The organism is Streptomyces griseobrunneus (genome assembly GCF_046713465.1).
In the GTDB taxonomy this organism is placed as follows: Bacteria; Actinomycetota; Actinomycetes; order Streptomycetales; family Streptomycetaceae; genus Streptomyces; species Streptomyces microflavus.
The window spans coordinates 2287012-2304802 of the sequence record NZ_CP177080.1 but is presented as its reverse complement, the minus strand read 5'-3'; the positions used below and the strand labels follow the sequence as shown (position 1 = coordinate 2304802).

Annotated in this window: 13 protein-coding genes; 6 read left to right on the top strand and 7 right to left on the bottom strand. The window is 72.0% G+C overall.

All coding sequences use genetic code 11. The features are described 5' to 3' along the window. Nucleotides 1-126: 126 nt before the first annotated feature. Genes ACK8N7_RS10010 through ACK8N7_RS10000 form a run of 3 tightly spaced genes read left to right on the top strand, consistent with a single transcriptional unit; the run spans nt 127 to nt 2554 of the window. The gene (locus tag ACK8N7_RS10010; RefSeq protein WP_500441945.1) at nt 127-1284 is read left to right on the top strand and encodes a right-handed parallel beta-helix repeat-containing protein; all 1158 of its coding nucleotides are present in this window, start codon (nt 127-129) and stop codon (nt 1282-1284) included. A 14-nt stretch (nt 1285-1298) separates the two neighbouring features. Beyond that, the gene (locus tag ACK8N7_RS10005; protein WP_403210079.1) at nt 1299-1823 is read left to right on the top strand and encodes a SigE family RNA polymerase sigma factor; all 525 of its coding nucleotides are present in this window, start codon (nt 1299-1301) and stop codon (nt 1821-1823) included. Then, complete coding sequence (locus ACK8N7_RS10000) at nt 1820-2554, top strand: hypothetical protein (RefSeq protein ID WP_500441943.1); 735 nt, start codon at nt 1820-1822, stop codon at nt 2552-2554. The genes ACK8N7_RS10005 and ACK8N7_RS10000 overlap by 4 nt, the downstream gene beginning before the upstream one ends. A gap of 83 nt (nt 2555-2637) precedes the next feature. On the opposite strand, the gene pyk is transcribed toward ACK8N7_RS10000, so the two are convergent. From pyk to pta, 3 genes are all read right to left on the bottom strand, one after another. Further along, nucleotides 2638-4065 (bottom strand): pyruvate kinase, encoded by a 1428-nt coding sequence (pyk, locus tag ACK8N7_RS09995; protein WP_403209909.1) that lies wholly within the window; start codon nt 4063-4065, stop codon nt 2638-2640. Between the two features lie 104 nt (nt 4066-4169). After that, complete coding sequence (locus tag ACK8N7_RS09990) at nt 4170-5390, bottom strand: acetate kinase (RefSeq protein WP_500445723.1); 1221 nt, start codon at nt 5388-5390, stop codon at nt 4170-4172. A gap of 41 nt (nt 5391-5431) precedes the next feature. Next, nucleotides 5432-7513: a phosphate acetyltransferase gene (gene pta, locus ACK8N7_RS09985; protein WP_403209910.1), complete on the bottom strand. Its 2082-nt coding sequence runs from the start codon at nt 7511-7513 to the stop codon at nt 5432-5434. Between the two features lie 314 nt (nt 7514-7827). Between pta and ACK8N7_RS09980 the strand changes: the two genes are divergently transcribed. Continuing rightward, nucleotides 7828-8853 (top strand): ATP-dependent 6-phosphofructokinase, encoded by a 1026-nt coding sequence (locus ACK8N7_RS09980; protein ID WP_356413563.1) that lies wholly within the window; start codon nt 7828-7830, stop codon nt 8851-8853. 13 nt (nt 8854-8866) lie between these two features. Here ACK8N7_RS09980 and ACK8N7_RS09975 read toward each other — a convergent pair whose 3' ends face one another. From ACK8N7_RS09975 to ACK8N7_RS09965, 3 genes are all read right to left on the bottom strand, one after another. After that, nucleotides 8867-9571 carry a helix-turn-helix domain-containing protein gene (locus tag ACK8N7_RS09975; protein WP_403209912.1) on the bottom strand — a complete coding sequence of 235 codons (705 nt, stop codon included), beginning with the start codon at nt 9569-9571 and terminating at the stop codon, nt 8867-8869. Between the two features lie 183 nt (nt 9572-9754). After that, nucleotides 9755-10429, bottom strand: a complete 675-nt coding sequence (locus ACK8N7_RS09970) for a response regulator (protein WP_403209914.1) — start codon at nt 10427-10429, stop codon at nt 9755-9757. Continuing rightward, complete coding sequence (locus ACK8N7_RS09965; protein ID WP_403209916.1) at nt 10426-12108, bottom strand: sensor histidine kinase; 1683 nt, start codon at nt 12106-12108, stop codon at nt 10426-10428. The genes ACK8N7_RS09970 and ACK8N7_RS09965 overlap by 4 nt, the downstream gene beginning before the upstream one ends. A gap of 159 nt (nt 12109-12267) precedes the next feature. Between ACK8N7_RS09965 and ACK8N7_RS09960 the strand changes: the two genes are divergently transcribed. Together ACK8N7_RS09960 and ACK8N7_RS09955 are read left to right on the top strand one after the other, a co-directional pair. Beyond that, nucleotides 12268-13641, top strand: coding sequence for a cation:dicarboxylate symporter family transporter (locus tag ACK8N7_RS09960; RefSeq protein ID WP_500441939.1), 1374 nt, complete (start codon nt 12268-12270; stop codon nt 13639-13641). 194 nt (nt 13642-13835) lie between these two features. Beyond that, on the top strand, nt 13836-15149 hold the full coding sequence (locus tag ACK8N7_RS09955; protein ID WP_500441938.1) for an LAVTG motif-containing sortase-dependent surface protein: 1314 nt from the start codon (nt 13836-13838) through the stop codon (nt 15147-15149). A gap of 76 nt (nt 15150-15225) precedes the next feature. Here the strand turns inward: ACK8N7_RS09955 and glgB are convergent, their stop codons facing one another. Next, nucleotides 15226-17751 carry a 1,4-alpha-glucan branching enzyme gene (gene glgB, locus ACK8N7_RS09950; RefSeq protein ID WP_500441936.1) on the bottom strand — a complete coding sequence of 842 codons (2526 nt, stop codon included), beginning with the start codon at nt 17749-17751 and terminating at the stop codon, nt 15226-15228. Nucleotides 17752-17791 lie beyond the last annotated feature (40 nt).

Here is a 17791-nt window from a genome sequence, read left to right as displayed (position 1 = left end):
TCGGGCATCAACCACCTCACATTTCCGCACGCCCCGGCAACCTTTCCGCGAGCGGCGGCAACCAAGGGGCACGGGCCGGGCACCGGCCCGCCCCTGCCGACCGACCGAGCGAAGGAACCTACCCACGTGAGCACCAGCAGAGGACGACACCGCAGGACCCGTACGCTCTCGGCCGCCTTCGCCGCGGCCGCGGGGGTCGGGGGCGTCTGGGTGACCGGCGCCCCCGACGACGCCAGTGCCGCCGAAACGGTCGTCGTCTCCACCACGGCTCAGTTGGAGAAGGCGTTCGCGGCCGCAGGCCCCGGCACCACCATCCAGCTCCGCGGCGGCACCTACCATCCGGCCAAGAGCCTCAAGAGCCAGGCGAACGGGACCGCGCAGCGCCGGATCACCGTCACCGCCCATGGGCCGGAGAAGGCGGTCGTCGACGGCTCGAAGCTGCCCGAGGGGGAGTGGCTGGTCGCGATAGGCGGCGACCACTGGACCCTGTCCGACCTGGCGTTCCGCAACTCCAGCGCGCACGGGGTCGTCCTGACCTCGTCCGTCGGCGGGATCTTCCGCAACCTCACCACCCACGGCAACGGCAACTCCGGCTTCACGCTGCGCGGGGACGGGACGACCGGCAACCTGATCGAGAACCTCGACTCGTACGGCAACTACGACCCCGGCAACCACGGCCAGAACGCCGACGGCCTCGCCATCAAGTTCGGCTCCGGCACCGGCAACAAGGTCGTCGGCGCGCGCCTCTACAACAACGCCGACGACGGCATCGACCTCTGGCAGTGGGCCAGTCCCGTCCGGATCGAGCGCAGTTGGGCGTACGGGAACGGGGTGAACCGCTGGAACGACCCCGCCTTCGAGGGCAACGGCAACGGTTTCAAGCTGGGCGGCGGCGGGGCGAGCGCCGCGCACGTCGTCACCGGCAACGCGGCCTGGGACAACAGTCAGCACGGCTTCACGGAGAACAGCAACCCGGGCGCCCTGCGGCTGCACCGCAACACCGCCTACGCCAACGACGCGTCCGGCTACTACTTCGCCTCCTCGCCCGCCCGCCTCTCCCGTAACCTCGCGGCGGACAACGCGACCGGCACCGCGAAGCTCTCCAAGCGCGTGATCTCGGCCGCCAACACCTGGGACGCCGGGCAGGCGCGGCCCACGGGCCTGCGGACGGATCCCACCACCGCGTACGGGCCCCGCCGGGCGGACGGCTCCCTTCCGGCGACCACCTTCCTGGTCACCGGGACACCCGGCATCGGGGCGTCGATGAGTCCCGCGTACGAGTGAGGGGTTCCGGGGGCATTGCTGGTGACGCGCCCGCGGAGTTCCATGACTTCTTCGACCGCCACTACGCCGAACTGGCCCGCCTCGCCCACCTTCTGACGGGCGAGGCGCACGCCGCCGACGACCTCGCGGCGGACGCGCTGGTGGCGCTCTGGGACCGCTGGGACCGGGTCCGTGCGGCCGAGCACCCGGTGGCGTACGCCCGCGGGGTCGTCGCCAACATGGCCCGCAGCCGCATCCGGGGTGCCGTACGCGAACGCCACCGCGTCGCCCTCTTCTGGTCCTGGCGCGGTGACCGGACGGAGGGCCCGGACGTGGCGGCGGTCCTCGATGTGCGGCAGGCGCTGGGGAGACTGCCCTTCCGCAAGCGGGCGTGCGTCGTGCTGCGGCACGCGTTCGACCTCTCCGAGAAGGACACCGCCCTGGCCCTCGGGATATCCGTCGGCACGGTGAAGAGCCAGACCTCCAAGGGGATGGCGGAGCTCGAACGGCTGCTGGACGGCCGGAGCTCGCTCGAACTCGCGGGAAGGGGAGAACGATGAGCGACCTGCCCAGGGAGCTGCGGGAGGCGGCCCGGTCGCACCGGCCGGACCGGGCCCGGATGCTCGCCCGCATCGAGCGGGCGAGGCCGGACACCCGGGGCGCCCCCGCCCGCCGGACCCGTCCCGCCTGGCCGAGGGCCGCCCTCGCCGGGTTCGCCGCGGCCGGGGCGTGCGTGATCGGCGGCTTCGCCGTGGCCTCGGTCCTGCAGCAACCCGACGTACCGGGATCGTCCGTCGTACAGGAGGGCGGGCGGGAGGAGCAGGCCACGCCCGCACCCCGGGAGACCCCGACGGGCCCGACACCCGCGCCCACGCGGGGCGGCGCGCTCTCCACCACCGACGGGCCCCTCTGGGCGGACGGCTCGGTCGCCCCCGACGACGACCCCGACCGGGCCCGGAGCGAGGTCACGCTCAAGTCGCAGGAGCCGCTCACCGCGCTCACCGTGGAACTCCTCCTGCCGCAGACCGGCCAGGTCCGCTCCACCGGCACCTCGCAGACCCGGCCGGACGGGGACTTCGACCACTCGGTACACGAGCGGGACGGCGTCCTCGTCCACCGCTGGACGCTCCGGGCCGGCCGCACCGTCCCGGCCGGGACGCAGGTCTTCGCCGGGGAGTACGACCACGCGCCGGGCGGCCGTGACGCCGCGCCGGACACGTACCGGGCCACGGCCAGGACCGCCGGCGGCTCCACGTACGAGGTCGGCGGCGACTTCGCCCGTACGACCTGAGCAGCACAGCACGACAGACGCCGAGGGGCGGTGCTCCGGAGCGATCCGGAACACCGCCCCTCGGGCTCGGTGCAGCTGCGGGACTAGCCCTGCTCGCCGCCCAGGTGGTGGACTCGGACCATGTTCGTGGTGCCGGGGATGCCGGGGGGCGAACCGGCGGTGATGATCATCGTGTCGCCGGTGTTGTAGCGGTTCAGCTTCAGCAGCTCCGCGTCGACCAGGTCGACCATGGCGTCGGTGTTGTCCGCGTGCGGGACGACGTGCGACTCGACGCCCCAGCTCAGTGCGAGCTGGTTGCGGGTGGACTCGTCGGTGGTGAAGGCCAGGATCGGCTGGGCCACGCGGTAGCGGGAGAGGCGGCGGGCGGTGTCGCCGGACTGGGTGAAGGCGACCAGGGCCTTGCCGTCCAGGAAGTCCGCGATCTCGCAGGCCGCACGGGCCACCGAACCGCCCTGGGTACGGGGCTTCTTGCCGGGGACCAGCGGCTGGAGGCCCTTGGAGAGCAGCTCCTCCTCGGCGGCGACGACGATCTTCGACATCGTCTTGACCGTCTCGATCGGGTACGCGCCCACCGACGACTCGGCGGACAGCATGACCGCGTCCGCGCCGTCCAGGATCGCGTTCGCGACGTCGGACGCCTCGGCGCGGGTCGGCCGCGAGTTGGTGATCATCGACTCCATCATCTGGGTCGCCACGATCACCGGCTTGGCGTTGCGGCGGCACAGCTCGATGAGGCGCTTCTGCACCATCGGGACCTTCTCCAGCGGGTACTCCACCGCCAGGTCGCCACGGGCCACCATCACACCGTCGAACGCCATGACGACGCCCTCCATGTGCTCGACCGCCTGCGGCTTCTCCACCTTGGCGATGACGGGGACCCGGCGGCCCACCTCGTCCATCACCTTGTGCACGTCCTTGACGTCGTCGGCGTCCCGGACGAAGGAGAGGGCGACCAGGTCGCAGCCCATCCGCAGGGCGAAGCGCAGGTCCTCGACGTCCTTCTCGGAGAGGGCCGGGACGTTCACCGCCGCGCCGGGCAGGTTGATGCCCTTGTGGTCGGAGATGACACCGCCCTCGATGACGATGGTCTTGACCCGGGGGCCGACGACCTCGATGACCTTCAGCTCGACGTTGCCGTCGTTGATCAGGATCGGGTCGCCCTTGGTGACGTCGCCGGGCAGACCCTTGTAGGTCGTGCCGCAGATCGACTTGTCGCCGGGGACGTCCTCGGAGGTGATGGTGAACTCGTCCCCGCGGACCAGCTCGACCGGGCCCTCGGCGAACTTCGCCAGGCGGATCTTCGGGCCCTGGAGGTCGGCGAGCACGCCCACCGCGCGGCCGGTCTCGGCGGCCGCCTTGCGGACACGGTCGTACCGGCCCTGGTGTTCCTCGTGGGTGCCGTGACTGAAGTTGAAACGGGCCACGCTCATGCCGGCCTCGATCAGAGCGACGAGCTGCTCATGGGAGTCGACGGCGGGACCGAGGGTGCAGACGATTTTGGAACGGCGCATGAGGCGGATCCTATCGGTTTGTTTCGATGCGGAATATTCCGTCTGGTGGAAGATACAAAAGGGCGCGGAGGTGCTCAGTTGTCGACCTCTCCAAGGCCCCCGGATCAGGACGAACCGGGCCCCTCGACGAGCGCGAACGTCTGGTCGGCGATCTCCAGCTCCTCGTCCGTCGGCACCACGGCGACCGCGACCCGTGCGTACTCCGGCGAGATCAGCCGCGGCTCACCGGACCGTACGGCGTTGAGGTCCGCGTCCACCGCGAGGCCGAACTCCTCCAGACCCGCGATGGCAGCCTCCCGCACCGGAGCCGAGTTCTCCCCGACCCCCGCCGTGAACGCCACCGCATCCACCCGGCCGAGCACCGCCGCGTACGCGCCGATGTACTTCTTCAGCCGGTGGATGTAGATGTCGAAGGCGAGCGCGGCCTGCTCGTCGCCCTCCTCGATCCGGCGGCGGATCTCCCGCATGTCGTTGTCACCGCAGAGCCCGACCAGCCCGCTCCTCTTGTTCAGCAGGACGTCGATCTCGTCCGTCGACATGCCCGCCACCCGCTTCAGGTGGAAGACGACCGCCGGATCGATGTCCCCGGAGCGCGTGCCCATCACGAGCCCCTCCAAGGGGGTCAGCCCCATTGAGGTCTCCACGCACCGCCCGCCCGCGACCGCCGAGGCGGACGCCCCGTTGCCCAGGTGCAGCACGATGACGTTCACGTCCTCGGGAGCCTTGCCCAGCAGCTCGGCCGTCTTCCGGGAGACGTACGCGTGTGAGGTGCCGTGGAAGCCGTAGCGGCGGATGCGGTGCGCGTCGGCGGTCTCCACGTCGATCGCGTACCGGGCCGCCGACTCCGGCATCGTCGTGTGGAACGCCGTGTCGAAGACCGCGACCTGCGGCAGGTCCGGGCGCAGCGCCTGCGCCGTACGGATACCGGTGATGTTGGCCGGGTTGTGCAGCGGGGCGACCGGGACGAGGCGCTCGATCTCCTTCACCACCTCGTCGGTGATCACGGTCGGCGCACTGAACTTCAGCCCGCCGTGCACCACCCGGTGTCCGATCGCGGCGAGTTCGGGGGAGTCGAGGCCGAGCCCGTCCGCCGTCAGTTCCTCGGCCGCCGCCTTCAGCGCAGCCTCGTGGTCCGGGATCCGGCCGGTGCGCTCGCGGGGCTCGGCGCCGCCGCCGGTCAGCGGGGTGTGCACCAGTCGCGACGTCTCCTCGCCGATCCGCTCGACCAGGCCGGAGGCGAGCCGCGAGCGGTCGCGCATGTCGAGCAGCTGGTACTTCACCGAGGAGGAGCCGGAGTTGAGGACGAGTACGCGGTGCGGTTCCACAGGGGCTGCCGTGCTTTCGTGGTCGGAGACAGAAGAAGTCGTCATGCGGGGAGCTCCTCGCCCTGCGCCTGGATCGCCGTGATGGCCACCGTGTTGACGATGTCCTGGACGAGCGCGCCCCGGGAGAGGTCGTTGACGGGCTTGCGGAGCCCCTGGAGCACCGGTCCGACCGCCACCGCGCCCGCCGAGCGCTGCACGGCCTTGTAGGTGTTGTTGCCGGTGTTCAGGTCCGGGAAGATCAGTACGGTGGCCTGCCCGGCCACCTCCGACCCCGGCATCTTCGTCGCGGCCACGGACGGCTCGACCGCCGCGTCGTACTGGATCGGCCCCTCCACCCGCAGCTCGGGCCGCTCCGCCCGCACCCGCTCGGTCGCCTCGCGCACCTTGTCGACGTCCGCGCCGGAACCGGAGGTCCCGGTGGAGTACGACAGCATCGCGATCCTCGGCTCCACCCCGAACCGGGCTGCGGTCACGGCCGACTGCACCGCGATGTCCGCGAGCTGCTCGGCGTTCGGGTCCGGGTTGACCGCGCAGTCGCCGTAGACGAGGACCTTGTCGGCCAGGCACATGAAGAAGACGGAGGAGACGATCGAGGCGTCCGGCTTGGTCTTGATGATCTCGAAGGCCGGGCGGATCGTGGCGGCCGTGGAGTGCACCGAGCCCGACACCATCCCGTCGGCCAGCCCCTCCTGCACCATCAGCGTGCCGAAGTAGTTCACGTCCGCCACCACGTCGTACGCCAGCTCCACCGTCACCCCGCGGTGCGCCCGCAGCTGCGCGTACCGCTCGGCGAAGGCCTGGCGCAGCTCCGAGGTCTGCGGGTCGATGATCTGCGTCTCGGCGAGGTCGATGCCGAGGTCGGCGGCCTTCTTGCGGATCGTGTCCACATCGCCGAGGAGGGTGAGGTCGCAGACGTCCCGCCGCAGCAGGACGTCCGTCGCGCGCAGCACCCGCTCCTCGCCGCCCTCGGGCAGGACCACGCGCTTGCGGTCGGAGCGGGCCTGCTCCAGCAGCTCGTGCTCGAACATCATCGGCGTGACCCGGCCGCTGCGGGCCACCGAGATCCGCTCAAGGAGGGCGCCGGTGTCGACATGTCGCTCGAAGAGGCCGAGCGCGGTCTCCGCCTTGCGGGGCGTCGCCGCGTTCAACTTGCCTTCGAGGGTGAAGAGTTCGGCTGCCGTGGGGAAGGAGCCGCCGGCCACCGAGACGACCGGGGTCCCCGGCGCGAGCCGGGCGGCCAGCGTGAGTATCTCCTCGCCGGGGCGCTCGTTCAGGGTGAGCAGGATGCCCGCGATGGGCGGGGTCCCGGCGCTGTGCGCGGCCAGCGAACCCACCACCAGGTCGGCCCGGTCGCCGGGCGTCACGACCATGCAGCCGGGCGTCAGCGCGTTCAGCAGGTTCGGCAGCATCGCCCCGCCGAAGACGAAGTCCAGCGCGTCCCTTGCCAGCCCCGCGTCGTCGCCGAGCAGCACCGTGCCGTCCAGCGCAGCGGTGATCTGGGCGACCGTCGGGGCGGAGAGCGCCGGGTCGTCCGGCAGTACGGAGACGGGCACCGGCAGCCGGGCCGCGAGCCGCTCCGCTATCACCGCGCGGTCCTCGGGCGCGACCCGGTTCACCACCATCGCCAGCACGTCGCAGCCGAGTCCGGCGTAGGCGCGGTAGGCGTTACGGGTCTCGGCGCGGACGGACTCCGCGGTCTGCCCCTTGCCGCCGACCACCGCGATCACCGAGGCGCCGAACTCGTTGGCCAGGCGGGCGTTGAGCGCCAGCTCGTCGGGGAGCTGCGTGGCGGCGAAGTCGCTGCCGAGCACGAGGACCACCTCGTACTCCCGGGCCACCTGGTGGAAGCGCTCGACGAGCAGGGAGACCAGCTCGTCGGTCCCGCGCTCCGCCTGCACGGTGGAGGCCTCGTGGTAGTCCAGGCCGTAGACGGACGCGGGGCTCTGGGAGAGCCGGTAGCGGGCCCGCAGCAGCTCGTAGAGCCGGTCGGGCCCGTCGTGGACCAGCGGGCGGAAGACCCCGACCCGGTCCACCTGACGCGTCAGTAGCTCCATGACTCCCAGCTCGACGACCTGCCGGCCGTCCCCCCGGTCGATCCCGGTCACGTACACGCTGCGCGCCACGCGTGCTCTCCCGTCGTTGTGCGGTGCCGCGACCCGCGGTCCGTCCAGGACGTGGGGGTTCTCCCCGCGCTGTCCCCGGCGCTCCGAGGGGTGCGGCATTGGCCTGCATTGCCTCTTGACGATACCTGCGCGGGCGGCTATATCGCCCGCCGGAGGTTCCTGCCCCCGGATCCCTCCTACCCGCTTCTGCGGCCCGCCCGGCCGAAAGCGCGGTGGGCCTGCCCGGCGTGGGACAATCGACCTGGTTCAGGGCACGGGGGCCGCCTCGGTCGGCCCCCCGGAAAGCGCGACTAGCGAGCAGGAGACACACCTCGATGCGCATCGGAATTCTCACCGCGGGCGGCGACTGCCCCGGCCTGAACGCAGTGATCCGGTCGGTCGTCCACCGGGCCGTCGTGGGCCACGGCGACGAGGTCATCGGCTTCGAGGACGGCTTCAAGGGGCTGCTCGACGGCCACTTCCGCCCCCTCGACCTCAACGCGGTCAGCGGCATCCTCGCCCGCGGCGGCACCATCCTCGGCTCGGCCCGCCTGGAGCGCGACCGGCTGCGCGAGGCCGCCGAGAACTGCGAGGAACTGGCCCGCCGTTACGACCTCGACGCGCTCATCCCGATCGGCGGCGAGGGCACGCTCACCGCGGCCCGGATGCTCTCCGACGCGGGCATGCCCGTCGTCGGCGTCCCGAAGACCATCGACAACGACATCTCCGCCACCGACCGGACCTTCGGCTTCGACACGGCGGTGGGCGTCGCCACCGAAGCCATAGACCGTCTCAAGACGACCGCCGAGTCCCACCAGCGGGTGATGGTCGTCGAGGTCATGGGCCGCCACGCGGGCTGGATCGCGCTGGAGTCGGGGATGGCCGGCGGCGCCCACGGCATCTGCCTGCCCGAGCGCCCCTTCCAGGTGGACGACCTGGTCAAGATGGTCGAGGAACGCTTCGCCCGCGGCAAGAAGTTCGCCGTCATCTGTGTCGCCGAGGGCGCGCACCCGGCCGAGGGCTCCATGCCGTACGCCAAGGGCGCCATCGACCAGTTCGGCCACGAGCGCTTCCAGGGCATCGGCAACCGCCTCGCCGTCGAGCTGGAGACCCGGCTCGGCAAGGAGGCCCGGCCGGTCATTCTCGGCCATGTCCAGCGCGGCGGCACGCCCACCGCGTACGACAGGGTCCTCGCCACCCGCTTCGGCTGGAACGCGGTGGAGGCCGTGCACCGTGGTGACTTCGGCAGGATGACCGCCCTGCGCGGCAACGACATCGCCATGGTGCCGCTCGCCGACGCGGTCACCCGGCTCAAGACGGTCCCGGCGGAGCGGATGTACGAGGCGGAGTCGGTCTTCTAACCGCCTGCTGGGCTCACACCCCGGCCGTCCGCCAGAACTGGTCCACCACCCGGGCCAGGAACGCCCGTCCCGCGTCGCCCGTCGTCGCGGACCGTTCCTGGCCCGTGCTGCTCCAGCTCAGGGTGGAGACCATCAGGGCCTGGTAGTCGGCGTGCAGCTGCTCCAGGACGTCCTGGATCTGCGCCCGGTCCAGCGGGACGATCTTGGCCACCGGGCGGACGTACGCCTGCCAGCGCGTGGTGACCGCGCTGGTCAGCAGCTCGGCCAGCTCCTCGTCGCGGCCCGTCGCGGTGAGGAACTGCGCCGGCGTAAGACCGAGCGCCTGGCAGAGCGCGGCGGACTGCCGCTCGTTGCCCTTCCAGCGCCCCGACTCCTCCATCCGCAGGTACGAGGCCCCGGTCATCCCGAGGTGCCGCGCCAGGTCGTCCACGGAGAGCTCCCGGCTCATGCGGTGCTCGCGCAGGGTGGCGGCGGCGGCCAGCAGCTCGCCGGGGGCGCACCACAGGACGCCGGCCAGGGCGGTCAGCTCGCGTTCGCCGGGGGTCGCGAGACCGCGTTCCCAGGCGACGACGGTCTCGGCGGGAATCCGGAGCCCGTACTGGGCGGCGAGACCGTAGGCGACATGGCCGGGCGCCATCCCCAGAGCCTCACGGAGTCGGCGCGCGGCGGGGGCGTTGAAGGGCGGGGTGGGGTGCACGGCCCCACCGTAGAAGTCCATTTCCTCTCTGGCTACGGTCCGTCCCCCACAGAACACGCTTCGTAGGAACCTCCTAGCACGAACCGGGCGGGCGGTACGCAATCAAGCGCCCCACCAGCGCTTTCCTTACCGCCGGTACCACCGCCCCACCAACTCGGTGCGCCCTTGCGGAAAGCCCTTGCCATATGCCCCGGCGGCTGGTGTTCAGCGGCCGCCGGACAGCCAGCGGTAGTGGAGCTCCGGTCGGCCGACCTGCCCATAATGTGGACGCCTCGCCGCGCTCCCCACGGTCACCAGGTGCTCCAGATAGCGGCGCGCGGTGATCCGGGAGATGCCGAGCCGCTCCCCGGCGGCCGCCGCCGTCACCCCTTCGGCCGACTCCCGCAGGACCCGGGTCACCGCCTCCAGGGTCGGCCCGCTGAGCCCCTTAGGCAGAGCGGCAGGGTGCGCGACCCGCAGTGCGCCCAGCGCCCGGTCCACCTCCTCCTGCCCGCTCGCCTCCCCGGCGGCCCCCCGGAACTCCGCGTACCGCACCAGCCGGTCCCGCAGCGTGGGGTACGTGAACGGCTTCAGTACGTACTGCACGACCCCCAGCGACACCCCCTCCCGCACCACCGCCAGGTCCCGCGCCGAGGTCACCGCGATCACGTCGGCCCCGTGCCCGGCGGCCCGCAGCGACCGCAGCAGCCCGAGCCCGTGCCCGTCGGGGAGGTAGAGGTCCAGGAGCAGCAGGTCCACCGGGGTCCGCTCCAGCACCCGCACCGCCTCCCCCCGGGTGTGGGCCACCGCGGCCACCGTGAAACCGGCGACCCGCTCCACGTACATCTGGTGCGCGTCGGCGGCCACCGGATCGTCCTCCACCACCAGGACCCGGATCACGCGCTGACCTCCTTCGCGCGAGCGGCAGCCGTACGGTCCCCGAGCGGCAGCCGTACGGTGAACCGCGCCCCGCCCTCCGGCGCCCGGTCCAGCTCCACGCTCCCGCCGTTGCGGTGCGCGGCCTGCCGCACCAGCGCGAGGCCGAGCCCGCGCCCGGCCCCGTGCGTCGACCAGCCGCGCCGGAACACCTCGTCCGCCTCCTCGGGACCGATGCCCGCCCCGGTGTCCGAGACCCGCAGCAGCAGCTCCCGGTCGTCGGCGAGCGCGGTCACGGTGACCCGGGCCCGCCCGGCGCCGGTCCCGCCCGTACGCTGCGCGGGCACGGCCCCCGCCGAACCGGGGCCGTCCCCCTCCGAGGCCGCGTCCACCGCGTTGTCGATCAGGTTGCCGAGGATCGTCACCAGATCCCGCTGAGCCAGCGAGGAAGGCAGCGCCCCGTCGTCGATCAGGCTGTCCTCCGCCAGCTCCAGCTCCACCCCGCGCTCGTTCGCCTGGGCCGCCTTGCCCAGCAGCAGTGCGGCCAGCACCGGCTCCTCGACCGCGCCCACCACCCGGTCGGTGAGCACCTGGGCCAGCTCCAGTTCCGCCGTCGCGAAGTCCACCGCCTCCTCCGCCCGGCCCAGCTCGATCAGCGACACCACCGTGTGCAGCCGGTTCGCCGCCTCATGGGCCTGCGAGCGCAGCGCCTGGGTGAAACCGCGCTCGGAGTCCAGCTCACCGGAGAGCGCCTGGAGCTCGGTGTGATCGCGCAGGGTCACCACCGTGCCGCGCCGCTCACCGCCCACCACCGGGCGGGTGTTGACCACGATCAGCCGCTCCGCCGTCAGGTGCAGCTCGTCCACCCGCACCTCCGACGCCAGCAGTGCCCCCGTCAGCGGGGCGGGCAGCGCCAGCTCGTCCACCGTCCGGCCCACCGCCTCCGTCTCCGGGTCGAGCCCCAGCAGCTCCCGCCCGGCGTCGTTGATCAGCGCGATCCGGCGCCGCCCGTCCAGCATCAGCAGCCCCTCTCGCACCGCGTGCAGGGTGGCCTGGTGGTAGTCGTGCAGCCGGCTCAGCTCGGCCGCGTTCATCCCGTGGGTGTGGCGCCGCAGCCGGGCGTTGATCACGTACGTGCCGAACCCGCCCAGCGCCAGCGCCCCGCCCGCCGCCAGCGCGAGGGCGCCGAGCTGCTCCCGTACCTGTGAGGAGACCCGGTCCACGGTGATGCCCGCGCTGACCAGGCCGACGATCCGTTCCCCGTCGCGGACCGGGGTCACCACCCGTATCGAGGGCCCCAGCGTGCCGGTGTACGTCTCGGTGAAGGTCTCCCCGCGCAGCGCCTCCTCCGTGTGGCCGAGGAAGGTCTCGCCGATCAGCGACGCGTCGGGGTGTGTCCAGCGCCTCCGCTCGGTGTCCATGATCGTGACGAAGGCGATCCCGGTGTCCCGGCGCACCTGCTCCGCGTAGGGCTGGAGTACGGCGGAGGGGTCCGGGGTAAGGATGGCCTCCCGTACGGAGGGGGAATCGGCCACCGCCACCGCCGCCGCCCGCACCTGCCGGGTCGCCGTCTGCTCCGCCTGCGCGGAGCCGGAGACGTACGCGAAGACCGCGCATCCGGCCACCACCGCGGCGATCAGCACGACCTGCATGGCGAAGAGCTGCCCGGCCAGGCTGCGGGGGCGGGTACGGGGGAGGCGCATGCCTCACAGTCTGCCTCGCCGGACCGCGCTCTCCCAGTGGCTCGAAAGCGCCTGTGAACGATATGAACGCAAGGGTGACCGGGGTCACAGGGCGGTGGATAGTCACCGGAGCCCCCAGGGACGGGGGCGCAACCCCTGACCGAGCCGAGGAGCCCCACGATGGCCGTGGCAGCCAAACAGCGGGACCGTACCCACTACCTGTACATTGCCGTGATCGCCGCCGTGGCGCTCGGCATCCTGGTGGGCTTCGTCGCCCCCGGGGTGGCCGTCGAGCTCAAGCCCATCGGCGCCGGCTTCGTGAACCTGATCAAGATGATGATCTCGCCGATCATCTTCTGCACGATCGTGCTGGGCGTCGGCTCGGTGCGCAAGGCGGCCAAGGTCGGCGCGGTCGGCGGCCTGGCGCTGGGCTACTTCCTTGTCATGTCGACCGTCGCCCTCGCCATCGGCCTGCTGGTCGGCAACTTCCTGGAGCCCGGCTCCACCCTCCACATCACGGAGGCGGCCCGCGCCGCCGGTGAGAAGCAGGCGTCCGGAGCCAGCGAGTCCACCGTGGACTTCCTGCTCGGCATCATCCCGACCACCATCGTCTCCGCCTTCACGGCGGGCGAGGTGCTCCAGACCCTCCTGGTCGCCCTGCTCGCGGGCTTCGCGCTCCAGGCGATGGGCTCGGCGGGCGAGCCGATCATCCGCGGCATCACCCACATCCAGCGGCTCGTCTTCCGCATCCTCGCCATGATCATGTGGGCCGCCCCGGTCGGCGCGTTCGGCGCGATCGCGGCGGTGGTCGGCGAGACCGGCCTCGACGCCCTGAAGTCGCTCGCCATCATCATGATCGGCTTCTACGTCACCTGCGGCCTCTTCGTCTTCGTGGTGCTCGGCGCGATCCTGCGCCTGGTCGCCGGGGTCAACCTGTTCGCCCTGCTGAAGTACCTGGGCCGCGAGTTCCTGCTCATCCTGTCCACCTCCTCCTCCGAGTCCGCCCTGCCGCGGCTCATCGCGAAGATGGAGCACCTGGGTGTCAGCAAGCCCGTCGTCGGCATCACCGTGCCGACCGGCTACTCCTTCAACCTCGACGGCACCGCGATCTACCTCACGATGTCCTCGCTCTTCATCGCCAACGCGATGGGCGACCCGCTGAGCGCGAGCGAGCAGATCTCGCTCCTCGTCTTCATGATCATCGCCTCGAAGGGTGCGGCGGGCGTGACCGGCGCGGGTCTGGCGACCCTCGCGGGCGGGCTCCAGTCGCACCGCCCCGAACTCGTCGACGGGGTCGGCCTGATCGTCGGCATCGACCGCTTCATGAGCGAGGCCCGCGCGCTGACCAACTTCGCCGGCAACGCGGTCGCCACGGTCCTGGTCGGCCACTGGACCAAGGAGATCGACAAGGAGCGCGTCGGCCAGGTCCTCGCCGGAAAGATCCCGTTCGACGAGCGGACGCTGGTGGACGACCACGCCCCCTCCAACGACTCCGGCGACCCCGGTGACGTCCCCGGGCAGCGCGAGACCGCCGAGGTCCCCGCCAAGGTCTGACCGGCCTTTTCCAGCCACTGTGACACCCCCCACCCAAGGACACCCGTATCCCCCGGTACGGGTGTCCTTGCTGTGTCCCGACGCGGCGCGAAATGAGGGGCCCGTACAACCATTCACAGCCGGAGCATGTCTTCCGGATGAACAACTGCACTGCCCCCGTGGGCAGTCGACCGTCATTCGACCGAGGGATTTTCATGGGGATCGCCGTTTCCGGCCGCCGTACGCTGCTGAGCGGAACCGCAGCGCTGGCGGCCGTCGCCCTGATCGCGCTGGGGTCCGCACCGGCCCAGGCGGACGAGGCCGAACCCGATCTGGGGGTCCGCGGTCTCACGCCGGTCACCGGGATCGCGCCGGGCAGCGGCTTCGGACTGCCCGTGAGCTTTCTGAACAAGGGGACGGAGGAACTGCCCAAGGCCTATGTGACCTACAGCTTCTCCTCCGGTCTGGCCACTGCGGAGACCTACTCCAACTGCCTCTACTCCACGATCGGTTCCTACGACGAGATGCCGGAGCGGCACCGGGCCGTCTGCACTGTCGACCAGCCGCTGAAGCCCGGCTTGCTGTACGGGACGGAGAAGCCCATCGGGCTCAAGGCGGGGGCGAACGCGCTGTACGACACCGCCGGTCTGGGGCTGTGGGCGTCCCCGCCCGGGCCCGACGACGGCGGCGAGACCGACCCGGTGCCCGGCACCGGCGCACCGCTGACGCTGGTCGAGCGGGGCGAGGCCACCGACGCCGACCGGGCCGCCCACGCCGAGTCCGGCGCGCATACGGACGTCACCGCGGTCAACACCGCCGACTACGCGCTGACCGGCGCGGAGCTGAAGGGGAAGGTGGGCGACAAGGTCACCGCCCAGGTCAAGTTCACCAACAAGGGCCCCGCCTGGGTCTACCGCGAGCTGGGTACGGGCGCCGCGAGTGTGGACGTACGCATCCCGGCCGGTACGACGGTCACCAAGGCCAACGGCTACTGCTCGAAGGTCACCAAGACGCACTACCGCTGCGGGACCTCGCAGTCGTGGGTCGACGAGGAGGGCGGCGAGACGTACCCCTTCGTGCTCCGTATCGACAAGGCCGTCGGCCGCACCACGGGCAAGGTCTCCTTCGGCGGGCAGTCCCGCCCCTTCGACAAGAATCCGGCCAACGACACCGCCGAGATCGTGGTCGAGACCGGCAGGGCGGGCTCCACCGGCGGCACGACGGCCACCGGCGGTTCGGCCAACGGCGGCTCCGACGGTGGTACGGGCTCCACGGGCGGCTCCACCTCCGGCTCCACGACCGGCGGCTCCACGGACACCACCGGCGGCTCGGGTTCCGCCACCTCGGGTTCCGCCACCTCGGGCGGCGGCTCCACGACCGGCGGCGCCAACCCGCAGACGGGCGGCGACCTGGCGGCGACCGGTTCGGACTCCACCCTGCCGGTGGCGGGCGCGGCGGGCGCCGCGCTGCTCGCGGGCGGCGGCCTGTTCTACGCGATGCGCCGGCGTACGGCGGCCCGCAACAGCTGATCCCACCGCAGGGAGAAGGGGCCCGCCCTGTGCCGGCCATGACACAGGGCGGGCCCCTTCCGTGCGGCTCAGGCCGTTACGCCGGCCGGAACCACACCGTCGCCAGCGGCGGCAGCGTCAGCGAGATGCTGGCCGGGCGGCCTTGCGCGGGCACCGCCTCCGCCTTCAGCGGCTCCTCGTTGCGTACGTCGCTGCCGCCGTACCGGGCCGCGTCCGTGTTCAGGACCTCCACCCAGCCCTCGGTCCCGGTCTCCGGAACCCCGAGCCGGTAGTCGTGCCGGACCACCGGGGAGAAGTGGGAGACCGCGAGCAGCGGGGAGCCGTCCGCGTCGTACCGCAGGAACGCGAAGACGTTGTCCTCGGCCGCCCCGCCGTCCACCCAGCTGAACCCCTCCGGCACGGTGTCGCGCTGCCACAGCGCGGGCACCGCCCCGTACACCGCGTTCAGGTCTCCCACCAGGTCCCGCACCCCGCGGTGGTCGCCGGATGCCTCGTACGACGGGTCCAGCAGCCACCAGTCCGGGCCGTGCCCCTCCGACCACTCCGCGCCCTGGGCGAACTCCTGCCCCATGAAGAGGAGTTGCTTGCCGGGGTGGGCCCACATGAAGCCCAGGTAGGCGCGGTGGTTGGCGCGCTGCTGCCACCAGTCGCCGGGCATCTTCGCCACCAGCGCCTGCTTGCCGTGCACCACCTCGTCGTGCGAGATCGGCAGCACGTAGTTCTCGCTGTACGCGTACACCATCGAGAACGTCATCTCGTTGTGGTGGTACTTGCGGTGCACCGGCTCCTTCGCCACGTACAGCAGCGAGTCGTGCATCCAGCCCATGTTCCACTTCAGCCCGAAGCCCAGACCGCCGCCGTCGGTGGGCCGGGTGACGCCGTCCCAGGCGGTGGACTCCTCGGCGATGGTGACGACCCCTGGGTTGCGCCGGTAGACGGTCGCGTTCATCTCCTGGAGGAAGGCGACCGCGTCCCAGTTCTCCCGCCCGCCCTGCTCGTTGGGCGACCACTGGCCGTCCTCGCGGGAGTAGTCGAGGTAGAGCATCGAGGCGACGGCGTCGACCCGCAGCCCGTCGATGTGGAACTCTTCGCACCAGTACGTGGCGTTGGCGACCAGGAAGTTGCGTACCTCCGTGCGGCCGTAGTCGAACTCCAGCGTCCCCCAGTCCGGGTGCGCCGCGCGCTGCGGGTCCGAGTGCTCGTACAGCGGCCGCCCGTCGAACTCCGCGAGCGCCCAGTCGTCGCGCGGGAAGTGGGCCGGGACCCAGTCCATGATCACGCCGATGCCCGCCCGGTGCAGGGCGTCCACCAGGAACCGGAAGTCGTCCGGGGAGCCCATCCGCGAGGTCGGGGCGTAGAACCCGGTGACCTGATAGCCCCAGGAGCCGCCGAAGGGGTGCTCGGAGACCGGCATCAGCTCGACATGCGTGAAGCCCAGGTCCTTGACGTACGCGGGGAGCTGGGCGGCGAGCTGACGATACGTCAGCCCTGGTCGCCACGAGCCCAGATGGACCTCGTACACCGAGAAAGGCGCCTCGTGCACCGGCCGGTCGCCCCGGTGCGCCATCCAGTCCGCGTCGTGCCACTCGTGGTGGGGGGCGGTGACCACCGAGGCGGTCGCGGGCGGGACCTCGGTGTGCCGGGCCATCGGGTCGGCCCGTACCGTGTGCGAACCGTCCGGGCGGCAGATGTCGTACTTGTAGAGCGCGCCCTCGCCGACGCCGGGCAGGAACAGCTCCCACACCCCGGTCGAGCCGAGCGAACGCATCGGGAAGCCCGTACCGTCCCAGTAGTTGAAGTCACCGGCCACCCGCACCCCGCGCGCGTTCGGCGCCCACACCGTGAACCGGGTCCCGGCCACGCCCTGGTGGACCATCGGCTCCGAGCCCAGCGCCCGCCACAGCTCCTCGTGGCGGCCCTCCCCGATCAGATGCAGGTCGAGTTCCCCGAGGGCGGGCCAGAAGCGGTACGGGTCTTCCACCTCGATGGTGTTGTCGTCGTACGCGACCTGGAGCCGGTAGGCGGGGACCTCCTTCACCGGAAGCACCCCGGAGAAGAACCCGTCGCCGTCGTCGTCCAGTTCGGCCCGCACCCCTTCGGCCAGCACCGTGACCGAGCGGGCGAACGGGCGCAGCGCCCGGACCAGCACACCGCCCGGGATCAGGTGCGTGCCGAGCACACTGTGCGGCGCGTGGTGGTCACCGGCCAGCAGCCGGCCGCGGTCCGCGCCGTCCAGGGCCGGTGCCGGGCGGGCGCCCCCGCCGTCGCCGCCCTGCCGGGGGCGCGGCGGGACCGCGTCCGCGCGCCGGGGCCGGGTGCGCTTGGCGGGTGCGGGTGCGGCCTCGGTGGTGGTCGTGGCGGACGCCGCTCCCGCTCCCGGCGCGGCGGCCTCGGCGGTCTCGGCTTCGGCGGAAGCGGAAGCGGAAGCCGAGGCGGGAACGGAGGCGGAAGCGGGAACGGAGGCGGGTGCGGCAACAGGTGTGGGCTTCGGCGCGGGCGCCTGCACGGCCTCCACGCTCAGGGCCTCGGCAGGGGCTTTGGCGTTGGCTTCGGCGGCTGCGGTCTTGCGGGATCCCTTGCGGGACGGCTTGCGGGCGGTCACGGGGACTGCCTCCTCGGAGGGTGAAGGGGAGAAGCGCGGG

Coding starts and splice junctions, on each gene's coding strand:
- ACK8N7_RS10000 (WP_500441943.1), top strand. CDS start 1,820: ATGAGCGACCTGCCCAGGGAGCTGCGGGAGGCGGCCCGGTCGCACCGG.
- pyk (WP_403209909.1), bottom strand. CDS start 4,065: ATGCGCCGTTCCAAAATCGTCTGCACCCTCGGTCCCGCCGTCGACTCC.
- ACK8N7_RS09980 (WP_356413563.1), top strand. CDS start 7,828: ATGCGCATCGGAATTCTCACCGCGGGCGGCGACTGCCCCGGCCTGAAC.
- ACK8N7_RS09975 (WP_403209912.1), bottom strand. CDS start 9,571: ATGGACTTCTACGGTGGGGCCGTGCACCCCACCCCGCCCTTCAACGCC.
- ACK8N7_RS09965 (WP_403209916.1), bottom strand. CDS start 12,108: ATGCGCCTCCCCCGTACCCGCCCCCGCAGCCTGGCCGGGCAGCTCTTC.
- ACK8N7_RS09960 (WP_500441939.1), top strand. CDS start 12,268: ATGGCCGTGGCAGCCAAACAGCGGGACCGTACCCACTACCTGTACATT.
- ACK8N7_RS09955 (WP_500441938.1), top strand. CDS start 13,836: ATGGGGATCGCCGTTTCCGGCCGCCGTACGCTGCTGAGCGGAACCGCA.